At 44.1% G+C, this 14,816-nt stretch carries 18 protein-coding genes; all 18 read left to right on the top strand.

Annotated elements, in window-relative coordinates; translation table 11 throughout:
- Positions 1-15: 15 nt before the first annotated feature.
- Positions 16-645 carry a uracil phosphoribosyltransferase gene (gene upp, locus NFU07_RS05505; RefSeq protein WP_235197082.1) on the top strand — a complete coding sequence of 210 codons (630 nt, stop codon included), beginning with the start codon at positions 16-18 and terminating at the stop codon, positions 643-645.
- Between the two features lie 388 nt (positions 646-1,033).
- Positions 1,034-2,152, top strand: coding sequence for a non-hydrolyzing UDP-N-acetylglucosamine 2-epimerase (gene wecB, locus NFU07_RS05500; protein ID WP_285835939.1), 1,119 nt, complete (start codon positions 1,034-1,036; stop codon positions 2,150-2,152).
- Positions 2,153-2,389: 237 nt separating this feature from the next.
- Positions 2,390-2,611, top strand: a complete 222-nt coding sequence (locus tag NFU07_RS05495) for an AtpZ/AtpI family protein (RefSeq protein WP_251475648.1) — start codon at positions 2,390-2,392, stop codon at positions 2,609-2,611.
- A gap of 2 nt (positions 2,612-2,613) precedes the next feature.
- Entirely contained in the window at positions 2,614-2,985 is a 372-nt protein-coding gene (locus tag NFU07_RS05490; protein ID WP_251475647.1) for an ATP synthase subunit I, read from the top strand.
- 27 nt (positions 2,986-3,012) lie between these two features.
- On the top strand, positions 3,013-3,723 hold the full coding sequence (gene atpB / locus NFU07_RS05485; RefSeq protein ID WP_251475645.1) for a F0F1 ATP synthase subunit A: 711 nt from the start codon (positions 3,013-3,015) through the stop codon (positions 3,721-3,723).
- 57 nt (positions 3,724-3,780) lie between these two features.
- A complete protein-coding gene (gene atpE, locus NFU07_RS05480; RefSeq protein WP_006829234.1) occupies positions 3,781-4,005 on the top strand; it encodes a F0F1 ATP synthase subunit C in 225 nt (74 codons plus the stop codon).
- 163 nt (positions 4,006-4,168) lie between these two features.
- Positions 4,169-4,690 (top strand): F0F1 ATP synthase subunit B, encoded by a 522-nt coding sequence (gene atpF / locus NFU07_RS05475; RefSeq protein WP_251475643.1) that lies wholly within the window; start codon positions 4,169-4,171, stop codon positions 4,688-4,690.
- Positions 4,687-5,217, top strand: coding sequence for a F0F1 ATP synthase subunit delta (locus NFU07_RS05470; protein WP_251475642.1), 531 nt, complete (start codon positions 4,687-4,689; stop codon positions 5,215-5,217). Before atpF ends, NFU07_RS05470 begins: the two co-directional genes overlap by 4 nt.
- A 28-nt stretch (positions 5,218-5,245) precedes the next feature.
- Positions 5,246-6,754 carry a F0F1 ATP synthase subunit alpha gene (gene atpA, locus NFU07_RS05465; protein WP_052650690.1) on the top strand — a complete coding sequence of 503 codons (1,509 nt, stop codon included), beginning with the start codon at positions 5,246-5,248 and terminating at the stop codon, positions 6,752-6,754.
- A gap of 106 nt (positions 6,755-6,860) precedes the next feature.
- The gene (gene atpG / locus NFU07_RS05460) at positions 6,861-7,718 is read left to right on the top strand and encodes an ATP synthase F1 subunit gamma (RefSeq protein WP_235197076.1); all 858 of its coding nucleotides are present in this window, start codon (positions 6,861-6,863) and stop codon (positions 7,716-7,718) included.
- A 227-nt stretch (positions 7,719-7,945) separates the two neighbouring features.
- Positions 7,946-9,361 (top strand): F0F1 ATP synthase subunit beta, encoded by a 1,416-nt coding sequence (gene atpD, locus NFU07_RS05455; protein WP_251475640.1) that lies wholly within the window; start codon positions 7,946-7,948, stop codon positions 9,359-9,361.
- Positions 9,362-9,385: 24 nt separating this feature from the next.
- Positions 9,386-9,790 carry a F0F1 ATP synthase subunit epsilon gene (locus tag NFU07_RS05450; RefSeq protein ID WP_235197075.1) on the top strand — a complete coding sequence of 135 codons (405 nt, stop codon included), beginning with the start codon at positions 9,386-9,388 and terminating at the stop codon, positions 9,788-9,790.
- A 205-nt stretch (positions 9,791-9,995) separates the two neighbouring features.
- Positions 9,996-10,229 carry a DUF1146 family protein gene (locus tag NFU07_RS05445; RefSeq protein WP_235197074.1) on the top strand — a complete coding sequence of 78 codons (234 nt, stop codon included), beginning with the start codon at positions 9,996-9,998 and terminating at the stop codon, positions 10,227-10,229.
- Positions 10,230-10,572: 343 nt separating this feature from the next.
- Positions 10,573-11,871, top strand: coding sequence for a UDP-N-acetylglucosamine 1-carboxyvinyltransferase (murA, locus tag NFU07_RS05440; protein WP_251475638.1), 1,299 nt, complete (start codon positions 10,573-10,575; stop codon positions 11,869-11,871).
- A 263-nt stretch (positions 11,872-12,134) separates the two neighbouring features.
- The gene (gene mreB / locus NFU07_RS05435) at positions 12,135-13,127 is read left to right on the top strand and encodes a rod shape-determining protein (protein ID WP_251475636.1); all 993 of its coding nucleotides are present in this window, start codon (positions 12,135-12,137) and stop codon (positions 13,125-13,127) included.
- Between the two features lie 345 nt (positions 13,128-13,472).
- Positions 13,473-13,739, top strand: a complete 267-nt coding sequence (locus tag NFU07_RS05430; protein ID WP_251475634.1) for a DNA-directed RNA polymerase subunit beta — start codon at positions 13,473-13,475, stop codon at positions 13,737-13,739.
- Positions 13,740-13,799: 60 nt separating this feature from the next.
- Positions 13,800-14,237, top strand: coding sequence for a 3-hydroxyacyl-ACP dehydratase FabZ (gene fabZ, locus NFU07_RS05425; RefSeq protein WP_052650698.1), 438 nt, complete (start codon positions 13,800-13,802; stop codon positions 14,235-14,237).
- Positions 14,238-14,350: 113 nt separating this feature from the next.
- Positions 14,351-14,734, top strand: a complete 384-nt coding sequence (locus NFU07_RS05420) for a hypothetical protein (RefSeq protein ID WP_251475632.1) — start codon at positions 14,351-14,353, stop codon at positions 14,732-14,734.
- The last annotated feature ends 82 nt before the right edge of the window (positions 14,735-14,816 follow it).

The following is a 14,816-nucleotide window of genomic DNA, read 5'->3' as shown; positions in this document are numbered from 1 at the left end:
AAGGAGAGATGTGCCGTGGGAAAAGTACATGTATTTGATCATCCGTTGATCCAGCATAAAGTGACTTATATCCGTGATAAATCTACAGGAACGAAAGAATTCCGCGAATTGGTAGACGAAATTGCTACATTGATGGCTTTTGAAATTACGAGAGATCTGCCGTTGGAGGATATTGAAGTTGAAACGCCTGTTCAATTGACAACTTCAAAAGTGCTTTCTGGCAAAAAATTAGGCATCGTGCCGATTCTCCGCGCCGGTCTTGGCATGGTAGATGGTATTTTGAAAGTAATGCCTGCTGCTAAAGTGGGGCATATCGGTTTATACCGTGATCCGGAAACTTTGCAGCCGGTTGAATACTACTTTAAAATGCCTTCAGACGTTCAAGAACGTGAATTGATTGTTGTTGATCCGATGCTTGCTACAGGAGGATCTGCAATCGAAGCAGTGGATTCACTTAAAAAACGTGGCGCTGTTAAAATCCGCTTCATGTGCATCATCGCAGCTCCAGAAGGTGTAGAAGCTTTGCAAAAAGCGCATCCGGATGTGGATATTTACATCGCGGCACTTGACGAAAAATTGAATGACCACGGTTACATCGTTCCAGGACTCGGAGACGCCGGAGACAGATTGTTCGGCACGAAGTAAACAGAAAAGCGGAAGCGCCTGGTCAGCTCTGACAGGCATAAGATGATTCGGCGAAGCGGCGTTTTTCAGCCGCACAGCCGAAGCAGCTTATGTCCCGAAGAGCTAGGCGCTGGAGTCTGGACAAGAGAAAAGCGGAAGCGCCCGTTTAACCCCGACAAGCGCTGGAGGCCTTGCCGGTAATGGCGGTTTTTGCCATTGCCGAAAAGGGCGAAGCGACTCGAGGGGTTGGGCGCTGGAGTCTGGACAGTAGAAAAGCGGAAGCGCCCGTTTAGCCCTGTGTAGTTGGAATTTATCTGGACAAGTAAAAGCAATAAGTCAGGTAAGCGATTGCCGGAAACAAAGGCGATTACTTCCTCACTCAAATAATATGAAAACGAGGTTGATTAGTTTGACGAAAAAGTGGAAAGTAATGACGATCTTTGGCACGCGCCCGGAAGCAATCAAGATGGCGCCTCTAGTGCTCGAGCTTCAAAAGCATCCGGAAACAATCGAGCCGATTGTGACGGTCACAGCTCAGCATAGACAGATGCTTGATCAAGTGCTTGAGACATTTCAGATTACGCCGGATTACGATTTGAATATTATGAAAGACCGCCAATCATTGAGCGACGTTACGACACGTGCTTTGCTCGGTTTAGACGAAGTGATGAAAAAAGCACAGCCGGACATCGTGTTGGTCCATGGCGATACCACGACAACTTTTGTTGCCAGTTTAGCAGCGTTTTACAATCAGATTGCCATCGGCCATGTAGAAGCGGGTCTGCGTACGCACAATAAATACTCGCCGTATCCGGAAGAGATGAACCGTCAATTGACGGGCGTAATGGCTGATATCCACTTTTCGCCGACTGAAAAATCTGCGCAAAACTTGCGTGATGAAAACAAAAAAGAAGAAACCATCTACATTACCGGCAATACAGCGATCGATGCATTGAAAACGACGGTGCGCGAAACTTATAGCCATCCGATCCTTGAACAGATCGGCGATGACCGGATGATCTTGTTGACAGCTCACCGACGCGAAAACCTTGGAGAGCCGATGCGCAATATGTTCCGTGCGATTAAGCGATTGATTCAAGAACACGATGACGTCCAAGTGGTTTATCCCGTGCACATGAACCCGGCTGTCCGGGAAGTGGCAGATGAAGTCTTAGGACGCGATCCGCGCATCCATTTAATCGAACCGCTTGAAGTTTTGGATTTCCATAACTTCGCAGCACGTTCATTCATCATCTTGACGGATTCTGGCGGCGTCCAGGAAGAAGCACCATCACTCGGCAAGCCGGTACTGGTACTTCGTGATACGACGGAACGCCCTGAAGGAATTGATGCAGGAACGTTGAAGCTTGCGGGTACGGAAGAAGAAACCATCTATTCAATGGCAAAAGAATTATTGACAGATGAAAACGCATATAAAGAAATGTCGCATGCTTCAAACCCTTATGGGGACGGGGAAGCTTCCCGCCGAATCGTTGAAGCGCTGCACACGTATTTTTCTGAGAAATAAATAGCGGAATTGTTGAGAGGACATGTTGGACACGAATTTGTCAAGAATATGTCGAAGGGTAGTTGCTTGTGAAGTTTTTCACTTCTAGTAATTGACATGATTTTACCCCTATTGTATGCTTACAAAGGGTATGCATGAGAAGGTTTTCTTACATATAGATGTTGTTCCGAAAGCCTGATGCGACTGCTCTTTTATAGGGGTAAAATGTCAAATCAAACGAAACTCGAGGGGTTTATCATGCGCCCAACAAAAAGTCCCTTACAAGCGATGGCGCTTTACAGTGCTATCCTCTCACAACTTGTCGGGTCCGTGCTCATCGGTACGTTCACAGGTATGTGGCTCGATGAACAATTCGGAACCGCCCCGCTTTTCTTAATCATCTGCTTGCTCACGGGCATGTTTGCCGGTGTGTGGGCAATGCTACAGACCGTCCGAAAATTCGAATCAGGAGACAGATAATAATGGATGGACTTAGGGAGATTTATGCAGGACAAAAAAGAATGATGTATTTCATCCTGGCGGCATTCGTTATTGGTTGGGGGTTTACCCCTTATCAAGAAGTTTTCGCAGGCCTGATAATCGGAACTTTGTTTGGTCTTTATAATATGTGGATTTTGGTTCGCCGGATGGAAAAATTCGACCGGGCGGTGGCAGAAGGCTCGAAAGTTCGTTCGCTTGGAACGGCATTACGGTTTGCATCAGGTGTAGCTGCTGTTGCGTTGGCATTATTATTCGCAGAGCATATTCACTTGGTCAGTACAGTAATCGGGTTGATGATCCCTTATGTTCTGCTTTTAGCAGAACGGATTGTTTATCATGTGAAACACCATTAAGAAAGTGGAAAGAGAGGTGAAACTATCGTGGATCATGGCGCTCCTATGCTTAAAGTGTTCGGGATCTGGTTTAACTTATCGAACGTTATGATGCTTCTTGTAGCCGCTATTATCGTATTCCTAATTGCTTTTATCGCTACACGGAATCTGCAGCTCAAACCAACGGGCATGCAAAACTTTATGGAATGGATCATGGATTTCGTAAAAGGGCTTATCAAGAGCAACATGGACTGGAAAGACGGCGGACGATTCCACGTTCTTGGAATTACGCTGATCATGTTCATCTTCGTCTCGAATATGTTAGGGTTGCCTTTTGCAATAGTCGTCAATGGAGATCTTTGGTGGAAATCACCGACAGCTGATCCAACAGTGACAATGACATTGGCAGCCACAGTCATCATTTTGAGCCATTATTATGGCATCAAATTGAAAGGGTTGGGAGAATACAGCGCAGGTTACTTGAAACCTATGCCGTTTTTATTCCCGCTCAAAATTATTGAAGAATTCGCAAATACGCTGACACTCGGTCTGCGTCTTTACGGTAATATCTATGCAGGTGAAATCTTGCTGACGTTATTGGCAGGACTTGCATCAGCAGGTGTATTCGGATTTGCCTCAGCTATCGTTCCAATGATGGCATGGCAAGGATTCTCGATCTTTATCGGAGCAATCCAAGCGTTTATTTTCGTTATGTTGACGATGGTTTATTTATCGCATAAAGTTGCCGACGACCATTGAGTATAAACTGTTCAAAATGAGCAGAAAAAACAACTATCCTGAGGAGGACACATTACAATGACAGGTTCATTAGGTTTATTAGCAGCAGCAATCGCAGTAGGTTTAGCAGCACTAGGCGCAGGTATTGGTAACGGTCTTATCGTTTCAAAAACAGTTGAAGGTATCGCTCGCCAGCCAGAAGCACGTGGCGTTCTTCAAACAACTATGTTCATCGGGGTTGCATTGGTTGAGGCATTGCCGATCATCGCTGTAGTTATCGCGTTCATCGTTATGAACCAATAGTAGCAAGCTCTTCATACATTAAGCTAAATGGCGGGAATGCTTCGGCAGGTTTTTCGCCATTTATGTTTGTATGGCCCATTTCAATTTTGAATAACCATCTTACATTAAAGATCTTATAATAGAAGAAACTGAATTTTAGGCTCTTGAAGGGAGTGAAACAATCGTGTTTTTTGATCACCTCGTACTCGGTGCAGCCGGGGAGTTTTTGAATATCGGAGATATCTTAGCAACACTTGTAATTTTCATCATCTTGATGTTGCTATTGAAGAAATTTGCTTGGGGACCTTTGATGGGAATCATGCAGCAGCGTGAAGAATTGATCGCTAGTGAAATCGTAACGGCTGAAAACAGCCGCCAAGAATCACAAAAGTTGCTTGAAGAACAGCGCAGCTTATTGAAAGAAGCGCGTACGCAAGCACAGGAAATCGTTGAGAATGCTAAAAAACAAGGCGAAGTTTCGCGTCAGGACATTATCTCGACTGCGCGCGCTGAAGCTGGCCGCATGAAAGATGCAGCTGTACAAGAAATTGCGAACGAAAGAGAAAAAGCGATTTCTGCAGTACGCGAAGAAGTTGTGGCATTGTCATTGCTTGCAGCATCTAGAGTGTTGGAAAAAGAAATCTCTGAAGAAGACAACCGTCAGTTGATTAACGAAACGATTGCGAAGGCAGGCGAAGTGCAATGAGCCAAGTCTCAGAACGCTACGCATTAGCTTTATTCCAAATCGCTCAAAAACATGAAGTGGTTGATAAGGTAGAAATGGATTTGCGTGAGGTGAAGAAAGTCTTTGAACTGACTCCTGAGCTTTACAATCTGATTGTTTCTCCAAAATTATCAGCTGAAAAAAGAACGAACTTAATCAATGAAGTATTCAACGGCGTTAACGTCTACGTAATGAACACACTTCAATTGATGGCAGAACGCAGACGTTTAAACGAAGTCAGCGGCTTGGCTACAGAATTCATTAACTTATCAAACGAAGCACAAGGAATCGAAGATGCAAAAGTATACTCAATCCGTCCGTTGACGGAAGAAGAACGTGCATCGATTTCTTCAACTTTCGCTAAAAAAATCGGTAAGCAATCTTTGCGCATCGAAAACATTATTGATCCATCCCTAATCGGTGGATTGCGTCTTCAAATCGGAAACCGCATTTATGACAGCAGCATCAGTTCAAAACTGGGCCGTTTGCAGCGTCAGTTGATCGGTTAATTCAGGAAATTATGAGAGGGTGAAATACATGAGCATCAAAGCTGAAGAAATCAGTGTCTTGATCAAACAGCAGATTGAAAATTATCAATCTGAGATGAAAGTTGACGACGTCGGTACAGTAATCACGATTGGTGATGGTATCGCACGCGCTCATGGCCTCGACAACATCATGGCTGGAGAACTTGTTGAGTTCTCTACTGGTGTCCTAGGTATGGCACAAAACTTGGAAGCCAACAACGTTGGTATCATTATCCTTGGACCTTACACAGACATCAAAGAAGGCGATGAAGTACGTCGAACTGGCCGTATTATGGAAGTACCAGTAGGACAAGAACTAATCGGACGTGTAGTAAATCCGCTTGGTCAACCGGTTGATGGTCTTGGACCGATCAACACAACTAAAACTCGCCCGATCGAAAGCCCTGCACAAGGGGTTATGGCCCGTAAATCGGTTCACGAACCACTTCAAACAGGTATCAAAGCGATCGATGCTCTAGTGCCAATCGGCCGTGGACAGCGCGAATTGATCATCGGTGACCGCCAGACAGGTAAAACTTCTGTAGCGATCGATACAATTTTGAACCAAGCTGACCAAGACATGATTTGTATCTATGTAGCAATTGGACAAAAAGAATCTACTGTACGTAACGTAGTAGAAACTTTGCGTAAAAACGGTGCTTTGGATTACACAATCGTCGTGACTGCATCTGCATCTCAACCAGCTCCATTATTGTACTTGGCTCCTTATGCAGGTATTTCTATGGCGGAAGAGTTCATGTTCGATGGCAAACACGTTTTGATCGTATATGATGATTTGACTAAACAAGCTTCGGCTTACCGCGAATTGTCGCTATTGCTACGTCGTCCTCCAGGCCGCGAAGCATATCCAGGGGATGTTTTCTACTTGCACTCCCGTCTATTGGAACGCGCTGCAAAATTGAATGAAACATTAGGTGCTGGTTCGATTACAGCTCTTCCATTCGTTGAAACGCAAGCGGGCGATATTTCTGCTTATATTCCAACAAACGTAATTTCGATCACTGATGGACAAATCTTCCTTCAATCAGATCTATTCTTCTCGGGTGTACGTCCGGCAATCAACGCTGGTCTTTCTGTATCACGTGTTGGTGGTTCAGCTCAGATCAAAGCGATGAAGAAGGTTGCGGGTACATTGCGCCTTGACTTGGCTGCATACCGTGAGCTAGAGTCGTTCTCTCAATTCGGTTCAGACCTTGATGCAGCAACTGCAGCAAAACTTGAGCGTGGGAAACGTACAGTTGAAGTATTGAAACAAGATTTGAACAATCCAATCAAAGTTGAAAAACAAGTTGTCATCTTCTATGCATTGACTCGTGGATTCCTTGATGATATTCCAGTTCAAGATATTCAACGTTTTGAAGCTGAATTGACAAGCTGGCTGGATTCTAACCACACAGAAGTTTTAGAAACTATCCGCACTACGCAAGGTTTGCCTTCTGACGAAGCATTTGGCGCAGCAATCAACGAATTCAAACGCACATTCGCAAAATCAGAATAAGAGAAACTCCACATTCAGCAGTAACTTAGGGAGCTGCTGAATGGAAGAGGCTCTAACAGACTTTCGTTCGGACTAGAAGAAAAAATAATAAGGTGGTGAAATACCAGTGGCATCTTTACGCGATATAAAAAACCGTATTACTTCAACCAAGAAAACAAGCCAGATTACAAGAGCGATGCAGATGGTTTCTGCGTCGAAGTTGAACCGTGCTGAATTGAATGCGAAAGCATTCGTTCCTTACATGGAAAAAATTCAGGATGTTGTCGCTTCAATCGCGGCCGGATCGAACGATACGAGCCATGCAATGATGACGACACGCCCAGTACAAAAAACAGCTTATCTTGTCATCACTTCGGATCGTGGGTTAGTAGGCGGATACAATAGTAATATTCTTCGTACAGTGATGAGCAAAATCCGTCAGCGCCATACCTCAAATGACGAGTTCGTTATCTTAAGTATTGGCCGTAAAGGACGGGATTTCTTTGCTAAGCAGGGAATGACGATTCTTGATAGTGCAATCGCACTTCCAGATCACCCGAGTTTCGCTGATATTAAAGAAATAACGCGCAAAGCTGTTGGTATGTTCTCAGATGGTACGTATGATGAAGTTTATATGTACTACAATCACTTTGTCTCTGCTATTCAGCAAGAAGTTACCGAAAAGAAAGTTTTGCCATTAACGGATATCGAAACGACTGGTTCAACTGCTTCTTACGAGTTTGACCCATCAGCCGAAGCGATTTTGGAAGTTCTTCTTCCCCAATATGCAGAAAGCTTGATTTTTGGTGCAGTTCTTGACGGTAAGGCAAGTGAACACGCTGCGTCCATGACCGCTATGAAGAGCGCAACCGATAATGCAAGTGAGTTGATCGATGGATTGACTCTTTCATATAACCGTGCCCGCCAAGCAGCGATCACTCAGGAAATCACTGAAATCGTCGGCGGAGCAGCCGCGTTAGAATAGAAAAGTGCAAGCGTCCATCTAGCCCCGACAAGCGCTGGAAGCCTTGCCGGTACTGGCGTTCTCTGCCAGTGCTGGAAAGGCTGAAGCGACTCGAGGGGCTGGACGCTGAAACTGGACAATAAGAAAAGTGCAAGCGTCCATCTAGCCCCGACGGACTTAAGGTCCCGAGGGGGGGAGGCGCTGAAGCCTTGAATAATAAGAAAAAAAGTAAGACAGGAGGGAACAGCATGAACACAGGACACGTTCTTCAAGTTATGGGTCCGGTTGTAGACGTTAAGTTTGCGAATGGCCAACTTCCAGCGATTTACAACGCCCTAACTGTATATATTGATCGTCCAGGCCAACAACAAGTGAAATTGACACTTGAAGTGGCGCTTCACCTTGGTGATGATTCAGTACGCACAATTGCGATGGATTCCACCGATGGATTGCAACGTGGTTCAGTAGTAACCGATTTAGGCAGTGCTATCACTGTTCCAGTTGGAGAAGTAACTTTAGGCCGCGTATTTAACGTACTAGGAGAAGTAATCGACTTAGGGGAAGAAATTCCAGCAACTGAGCGCCGTAACCCGATTCACCGTTCAGCACCGACTTTCGAACACTTATCCACAGAAGTTGAAATTCTTGAAACAGGTATCAAAGTAGTTGACTTGCTTGCTCCTTACATCAAAGGTGGTAAAATCGGTCTCTTCGGTGGTGCCGGTGTAGGTAAAACAGTTCTTATCCAAGAATTGATCAACAACATCGCACAAGAACACGGTGGTTTATCCGTATTCGCTGGTGTTGGTGAGCGTACACGTGAAGGAAATGACTTATTCCACGAGATGAGCGATTCTGGCGTTATCAAGAAAACATCAATGGTCTTCGGCCAAATGAACGAGCCGCCTGGTGCACGTATGCGTGTTGCCTTGACTGGTTTGACGATGGCAGAATATTTCCGTGATGAGCAAGGCGCAGACGTTCTTTTGTTCATCGACAACATTTTCCGTTTCACACAAGCAGGATCTGAAGTATCTGCCCTATTAGGACGTATGCCCTCAGCGGTTGGTTACCAGCCGACACTTGCTACTGAAATGGGTCAATTGCAAGAGCGTATTACGACTACAAGCACAGGTTCTGTAACATCTATCCAAGCGATCTATGTACCAGCCGATGACTATACGGATCCGGCTCCGGCTACAACTTTCGCTCACTTGGATGCGACAACTAACCTTGAGCGTAAACTATCGGAAATGGGTATTTACCCAGCGGTGGATCCTTTGGCTTCAACTTCACGCGCTTTGTCGCCTGAAATCGTTGGTGAAGAACACTATGCAATTTCCCGCCAAGTTCAAGAAACGCTTCAGCGTTACCGCGAACTACAAGATATCATTGCCATCCTTGGTATGGATGAGTTAAGTGATGAGGATAAGCTGACGGTTAACCGTGCACGCCGTATCCAAAACTTCCTTTCTCAGAACTTCCACGTTGCTGAACAGTTCACAGGCCAAAAAGGTTCTTATGTTCCAGTTCAAGAAACGATCAAAGGATTCAAAGAAATTCTTGCTGGTAAATACGATCACTTGCCGGAAGATGCTTTCCGTCTAGTTGGACGTATCGAAGACGTTATTGAAAAAGCTAAAAGCATGGGCGTAGAAGTCTAAAACAAGGGACCAGGAGGGGAAAAAATGAAGACCATTACAGTCAATATTGTCACTCCCGACGGCCCGGTATACGATTCAGAAGTTTCTATGGTAATAGCAGTTACAGCGACAGGCGAGATGGGTATCTTGCCTGGCCATATTCCTACAGTAGCTCCTCTTGGCATCGGTGCAGTCCGATTAAAGAAAGAGAACTCGACTGAATTAGCAGCTGTAAGCGGCGGATTCTTAGAAGTTCGTCCGGATAAAGTGACGATTCTTGCTCAGTCTGCAGAACTTGCGACAGATATCGATCTGGCGCGTGCACAAGAATCTGCAAGACGTGCAGAAGCGATGCTTCAGGCGAATAAAGAAGAAGTCGACTTTCAACGTGCAGAATTAGCATTAAGACGTGCGAAGAATCGTATCAACGTTTATGAGGGTAATATTTAATGACAAAAGCGGAAGCGGCTGTTTAGTTCCGGCGGGTATAAGGCAGACTAGTGAAAGCAGCTTTTGCTACAGAGCTGGACTGGCTGATGACCTAAGGGATGAGCTGCTAATGTTTGGGCATTAAATAAAAAGAGTAGAATTTTACGAGCGGGCAGAAGGGCAATTGACTTTTGCCCGCTTTTTTAAATAGGAGGGAATCAGTTAAATGGAGACCGCCATTGGGCAGCAAGCCCTCATTTCAATATTCAGCCATATCTTTTTTACAGGCGTCGCTTTTTACGCATTGCGTGCCGTGATGTTTGAGAAATGGATCCGCAAGCAGCATGTGCTGCAAGCTCAAATCCTTTATATCTTTCTCAGCATTGCCATTGGAACTGCCGTATCGACTTTCTTTTTGAATATCTCTTCGTGGTCAAGACAATTGCCTTACTTATTCTAGGTTTGCTAGTTTGCCATGAGAGCGATTTTCGCCCATATGGCAAAACAGCAAACCTTTTTGTTTATTTCCTGGGAAATAAACAAAAACCATGTTTATCTCTTAAAAATAAGGGAAATTTAAGTTTGTAATCAAAATGTAATATATAATTTTTTAGGACGGACATAAGGACCCGGTATTGTACGAATGATATACTAACTGGATAATATAACTACTAAAATGAGCGTTAAGTTACTTGTATATTTAATAAAAAACGGGTATTATGGAAAAGGTTTTGTTTCTAAACTATGACATTGGACTTTAAAGGTACATATAGATGAATATTTAACATATGGAGGGCATATCAGTGGATCAGATTATCGTTAAAGGCGGCCAAAAATTAAAAGGGAAAGTTCGGGTAGAAGGGGCTAAGAATGCAGTTTTGCCAGTTCTTGCAGGAGCACTTCTCGCATCAACAGGAAAAAGCATTATTAAGGAAGTACCTAATCTAGCAGACGTTTATACTATTCAAGAAGTGCTTAAAAGCTTGAATGCTTCGATTGAATACTTCCCTGAAAAGAATGAAGTGGTGATTGATTCATCAGAAACATTATCTAGTGAAGCGCAATTTGAATATGTGAGAAAGATGCGTGCTTCAATTTTGGTGATGGGGCCGTTGCTTGCGCGTAATGGATTCGCTAGAGTTGCCTTGCCAGGTGGATGTGCAATCGGTTCTCGTCCGATTGATCAGCATTTAAAAGGATTTGAAGCGATGGGTGCTCAAATCACTTTTGGCAACGGTTTTGTTGAAGCAAATGTAAATGGAAGACTTCGCGGAGCAAAAATCTATCTTGATTTCCCGAGTGTCGGCGCAACGGAAAACATCATGTCGGCAGCTGCTTTAGCTGATGGCGTGACAATCATTGAGAATGCGGCAAAAGAACCTGAGATTGTAGATTTAGCGAACTACATCAATGAAATGGGTGGCCGCGTAGTAGGTGCGGGTACAGATACGATGCGCATCGAAGGAGTAGAAGAATTGCACGGTGCAGTTCATTATATTATTCCTGACCGCGTAGAAGCTGGAACGTTCATGGTGGCTGCTGCCATCACTGAAGGAGATGTTATTATCGAAAATGCAGTACCTGAACACATGGCTGCATTGATTTCTAAAATGGGTGAAATGGGTGTCGAAATCAAAGAGGAAGAGGAAGGATTGCGCATTCGTGCTTCTCGTCCACTACGCTCGATTGATATTAAGACAATGCCGCATCCAGGATTCCCGACGGATATGCAATCACAGATGATGGCTTTGATGTTGACGGCTACTGGAAATGGCATCTTGACAGAAACAGTTTTCGAAAATCGCTTCATGCATGTAGAAGAATTCCGCCGCATGAATGCAGCAGTTAAAATTGAAGGACGCTCAGTCATCATGGAAGGCCCTTCAGAGCTTCAAGGAGCAGAAGTTGCAGCAACGGACCTTAGAGCTGCAGCGGCATTGATACTAGCAGGACTAGCAGCTGACGGCATCACACGCGTTAACCAGTTGCATCATTTAGATCGTGGCTATGTGAACTTCCATTCGAAACTTGCCGCTTTGGGAGCAGATATTGAACGTGTATCGACAGTAGAAGCTGAAGTCAAAGAAAAACAAACGGTCTAATTCTTCTATCATTTATTTTTCTTCTAAAAACCCATGAGGCAAATTCGCCTCATGGGTTTTGTTTTGTTCGATTTTAGAAGCGTATTGCTCCAAATCAATATCACAAAATTTTATGGTCGTTGAAATATTTTATGATGCGAATCGGGTCTTTATTCCTTGAAAATTCTTTTTCTTTTCTAATCACACTATGCTAAAATGTTCATTTAGGAGAGTCTTTTTAGATAGCACATTAGGTTCAGAAAGCTGGAAGGGGAAGCGTAATAATGTTTTCAAAAGATATCGGTATTGATTTAGGAACGGCAAATGTCTTGATCCATGTAAAAGGCAAGGGAATCGTATTAAATGAGCCATCGGTTGTTGCGCTTGACCGAAAAACAAACCGCGTTTTGGCGGTTGGGGAAGAAGCCCGCAAAATGATCGGACGCACACCTGAACATATTGTGGCAGTCCGACCGCTTAAAGATGGCGTCATTGCAGATTTTGATGTGACTGAAATGATGCTAAAGTACTTCTTAAACCGTTTGAAGGTTAAAGGCTTTATGACTAAACCACGCATCTTAATTTGCTGTCCGACTAATATTACGAGCGTCGAGCAAAAAGCGATCCGTGAAGCAGCCGAAAAATCCGGCGGCAAGAAAGTCTTTTTAGAAGAAGAGCCGAAAGTGGCGGCAATTGGTGCTGGGATGGACATTTACCAGCCGAGCGGCAATATGGTCGTCGACATCGGCGGCGGGACGACGGATATTGCTGTTTTATCCATGGGCGATATCGTAACGAGTGAATCAATTAAAGTGGCTGGCGATGTTTTCGACCAAGACATTCTTCAATACGTAAAACGCCAATACAAATTATTGATTGGCGACCGTACAGCAGAAAATATCAAAATCGAGATCGGTTCAGTGTATGGCGGCAGCCGCAACGAAGAAATGGAAATTCGCGGCCGTGATATGATGACGGGACTGCCTCGGGTAGTGAAGATCCAGTCTGCTGAAATAGAAGAAGCCTTGAAGGAATCTGTTGCAATGATTGTTGCTTCTGCGAAAAGCGTGCTTGAAAAAACGCCGCCCGAACTTTCTGCGGACATTATTGACCGCGGTGTGATTTTAACGGGTGGAGGAGCTATGCTTCACGGCATTGACCAATTGCTTGCAGAAGAATTGAAAGTTCCGGTTTCCTTGTCTGAATTGCCGATGGATTGTGTGGCACTCGGAACCGGCATCCTTTTAGATAATATGCAAAAACTTTCTCGCCGTTAAATCAGTTGAACTTATTCGAATGTGGCAGTTAAGTTTTTGGTTAAGCTTTAGCATTGATCCTCTTGGGATTTTAGCCAATCCGGCATATGGCCAGATTTGAACCGTGAATTTCTTCTGTTTCTAAAGGGGTTTAATAGGCATATAAAGGTATCAGGCGACTTTTAAGCAGAATGCCTTATGGCGATGGTAAAAATCTTTAGTATAATGATAATTAATGCATATTACCGAAGTGGAAATCCGGATCTCTTAAAAGGGGATAGAGGATAGATTCACTGCCGTATAGAATTCTTGAAGATTGACTGCCTCGAAATGAGGCATGCATCAATAGAAAGGTTGACTGAGCGAATGGCTGAAACAAAAAAGAAAGTTTCCCTTCGAAAACAAGCAAAAATCGAAAAGGCCCCAGAAAAAGATGAGAAACAGACTTGGTGGGTCCAAATTCGTTTATTTCCAATTTGGCTTCGAATCATCATTGTTCTCGTATTGATTGCCCTGGCTGCAATTTTAGGGGCTATGGTCGGTTATGGCGTGATCGGGGACGGCGAAGCAAGGGATGCGCTGAAATGGGAAACGTGGCAGCATATAATAGATATTATGAGCGGAAAAAAATAATTTTTCCGCTTGTATGAGTTTCAAGCAAGATACATAAATTACGGTTGAAGGAGTGGGATTATGTTAACGACTGAACAAATTCAAGCCATTTTACCGCATCGCTATCCATTTTTAATGGTGGATCGGATTTTAGAAATCGAAGCGGGCAAAAAAGCTGTCGGATTAAAGAACGTCTCAGCAAATGAACAATTTTTCAATGGCCATTTCCCAGGATATCCGGTTATGCCGGGTGTGCTGATCGTCGAGGCTTTAGCGCAAGTCGGAGCGGCCGCTGTATTGCAGTTAGAAGCAAATAAGGGCCGTTTGGCATTCTTCACGGGCATTGACAATTGCCGCTTTAAACGGCAAGTTGTACCGGGCGATCAATTGCGGTTAGAAGTAGAATTGACGAAGCTTCGCGGGTCGATGGGCAAAGGCCATGCGATTGCTACCGTTGATGGAGAAATCGCTTGTGAATGTGATATTCTTTTCGCTTTAGGGCCAGTAGTTGAAAAATAAGCTCGAATTTGAATTTGAAAGTTCATTCCTGTAAAATGATTCAGGGAAATACATAGGAGGGGAATAGCAGAAAGTGATTGCTATTCTTTCTTGCGGAGTGTAGGAGGTTTACCATGTACAAAACATTGCCGACAGGCGTTAAAAGCAGCATCACACGCTCCATCTCAAAAATATTTGAAGCTTACATGGCGAATATCGAATGGGATGAAGAACGTTTTAATTTAGAAGACTTCGTAAAGGTTTGGAAAGACTACATCGAAAACGGAGCCGCTTGGTATGAGAAGGTTCCACTCGAAGTCAAGTTAAGTCCTGAATTCCATGAAGAAGTGGCGAACAAAATGAATCAGATCATTGATAAGATTTTAAACGAGCCGCCTTCAGAAGATCAAATCGCCCGCATTGAAATCATGCAGGAATCGATGAATACGCATTTCGATTATTCATGCAGAGCAGAAGCTGCTTTTGTGGAAACAAAATTAAATGCGATGAAGAAATAAATATAAAAAAAGGCTGGCCGAGATGGAATTCCATCTTGGCCAGCCTTTTTTTGTTTAAAGAAGTGGGATAGGACGCCTTCCA

The sequence above is a fragment of the Planococcus sp. NCCP-2050 genome, from assembly GCF_023708025.1.
Taxonomy (GTDB): Bacteria; Bacillota; Bacilli; order Bacillales_A; family Planococcaceae; genus Planococcus.
The sequence above is the reverse complement of the archived record's forward strand: the minus strand, read 5'-3'. Positions and strand labels throughout refer to the sequence as shown.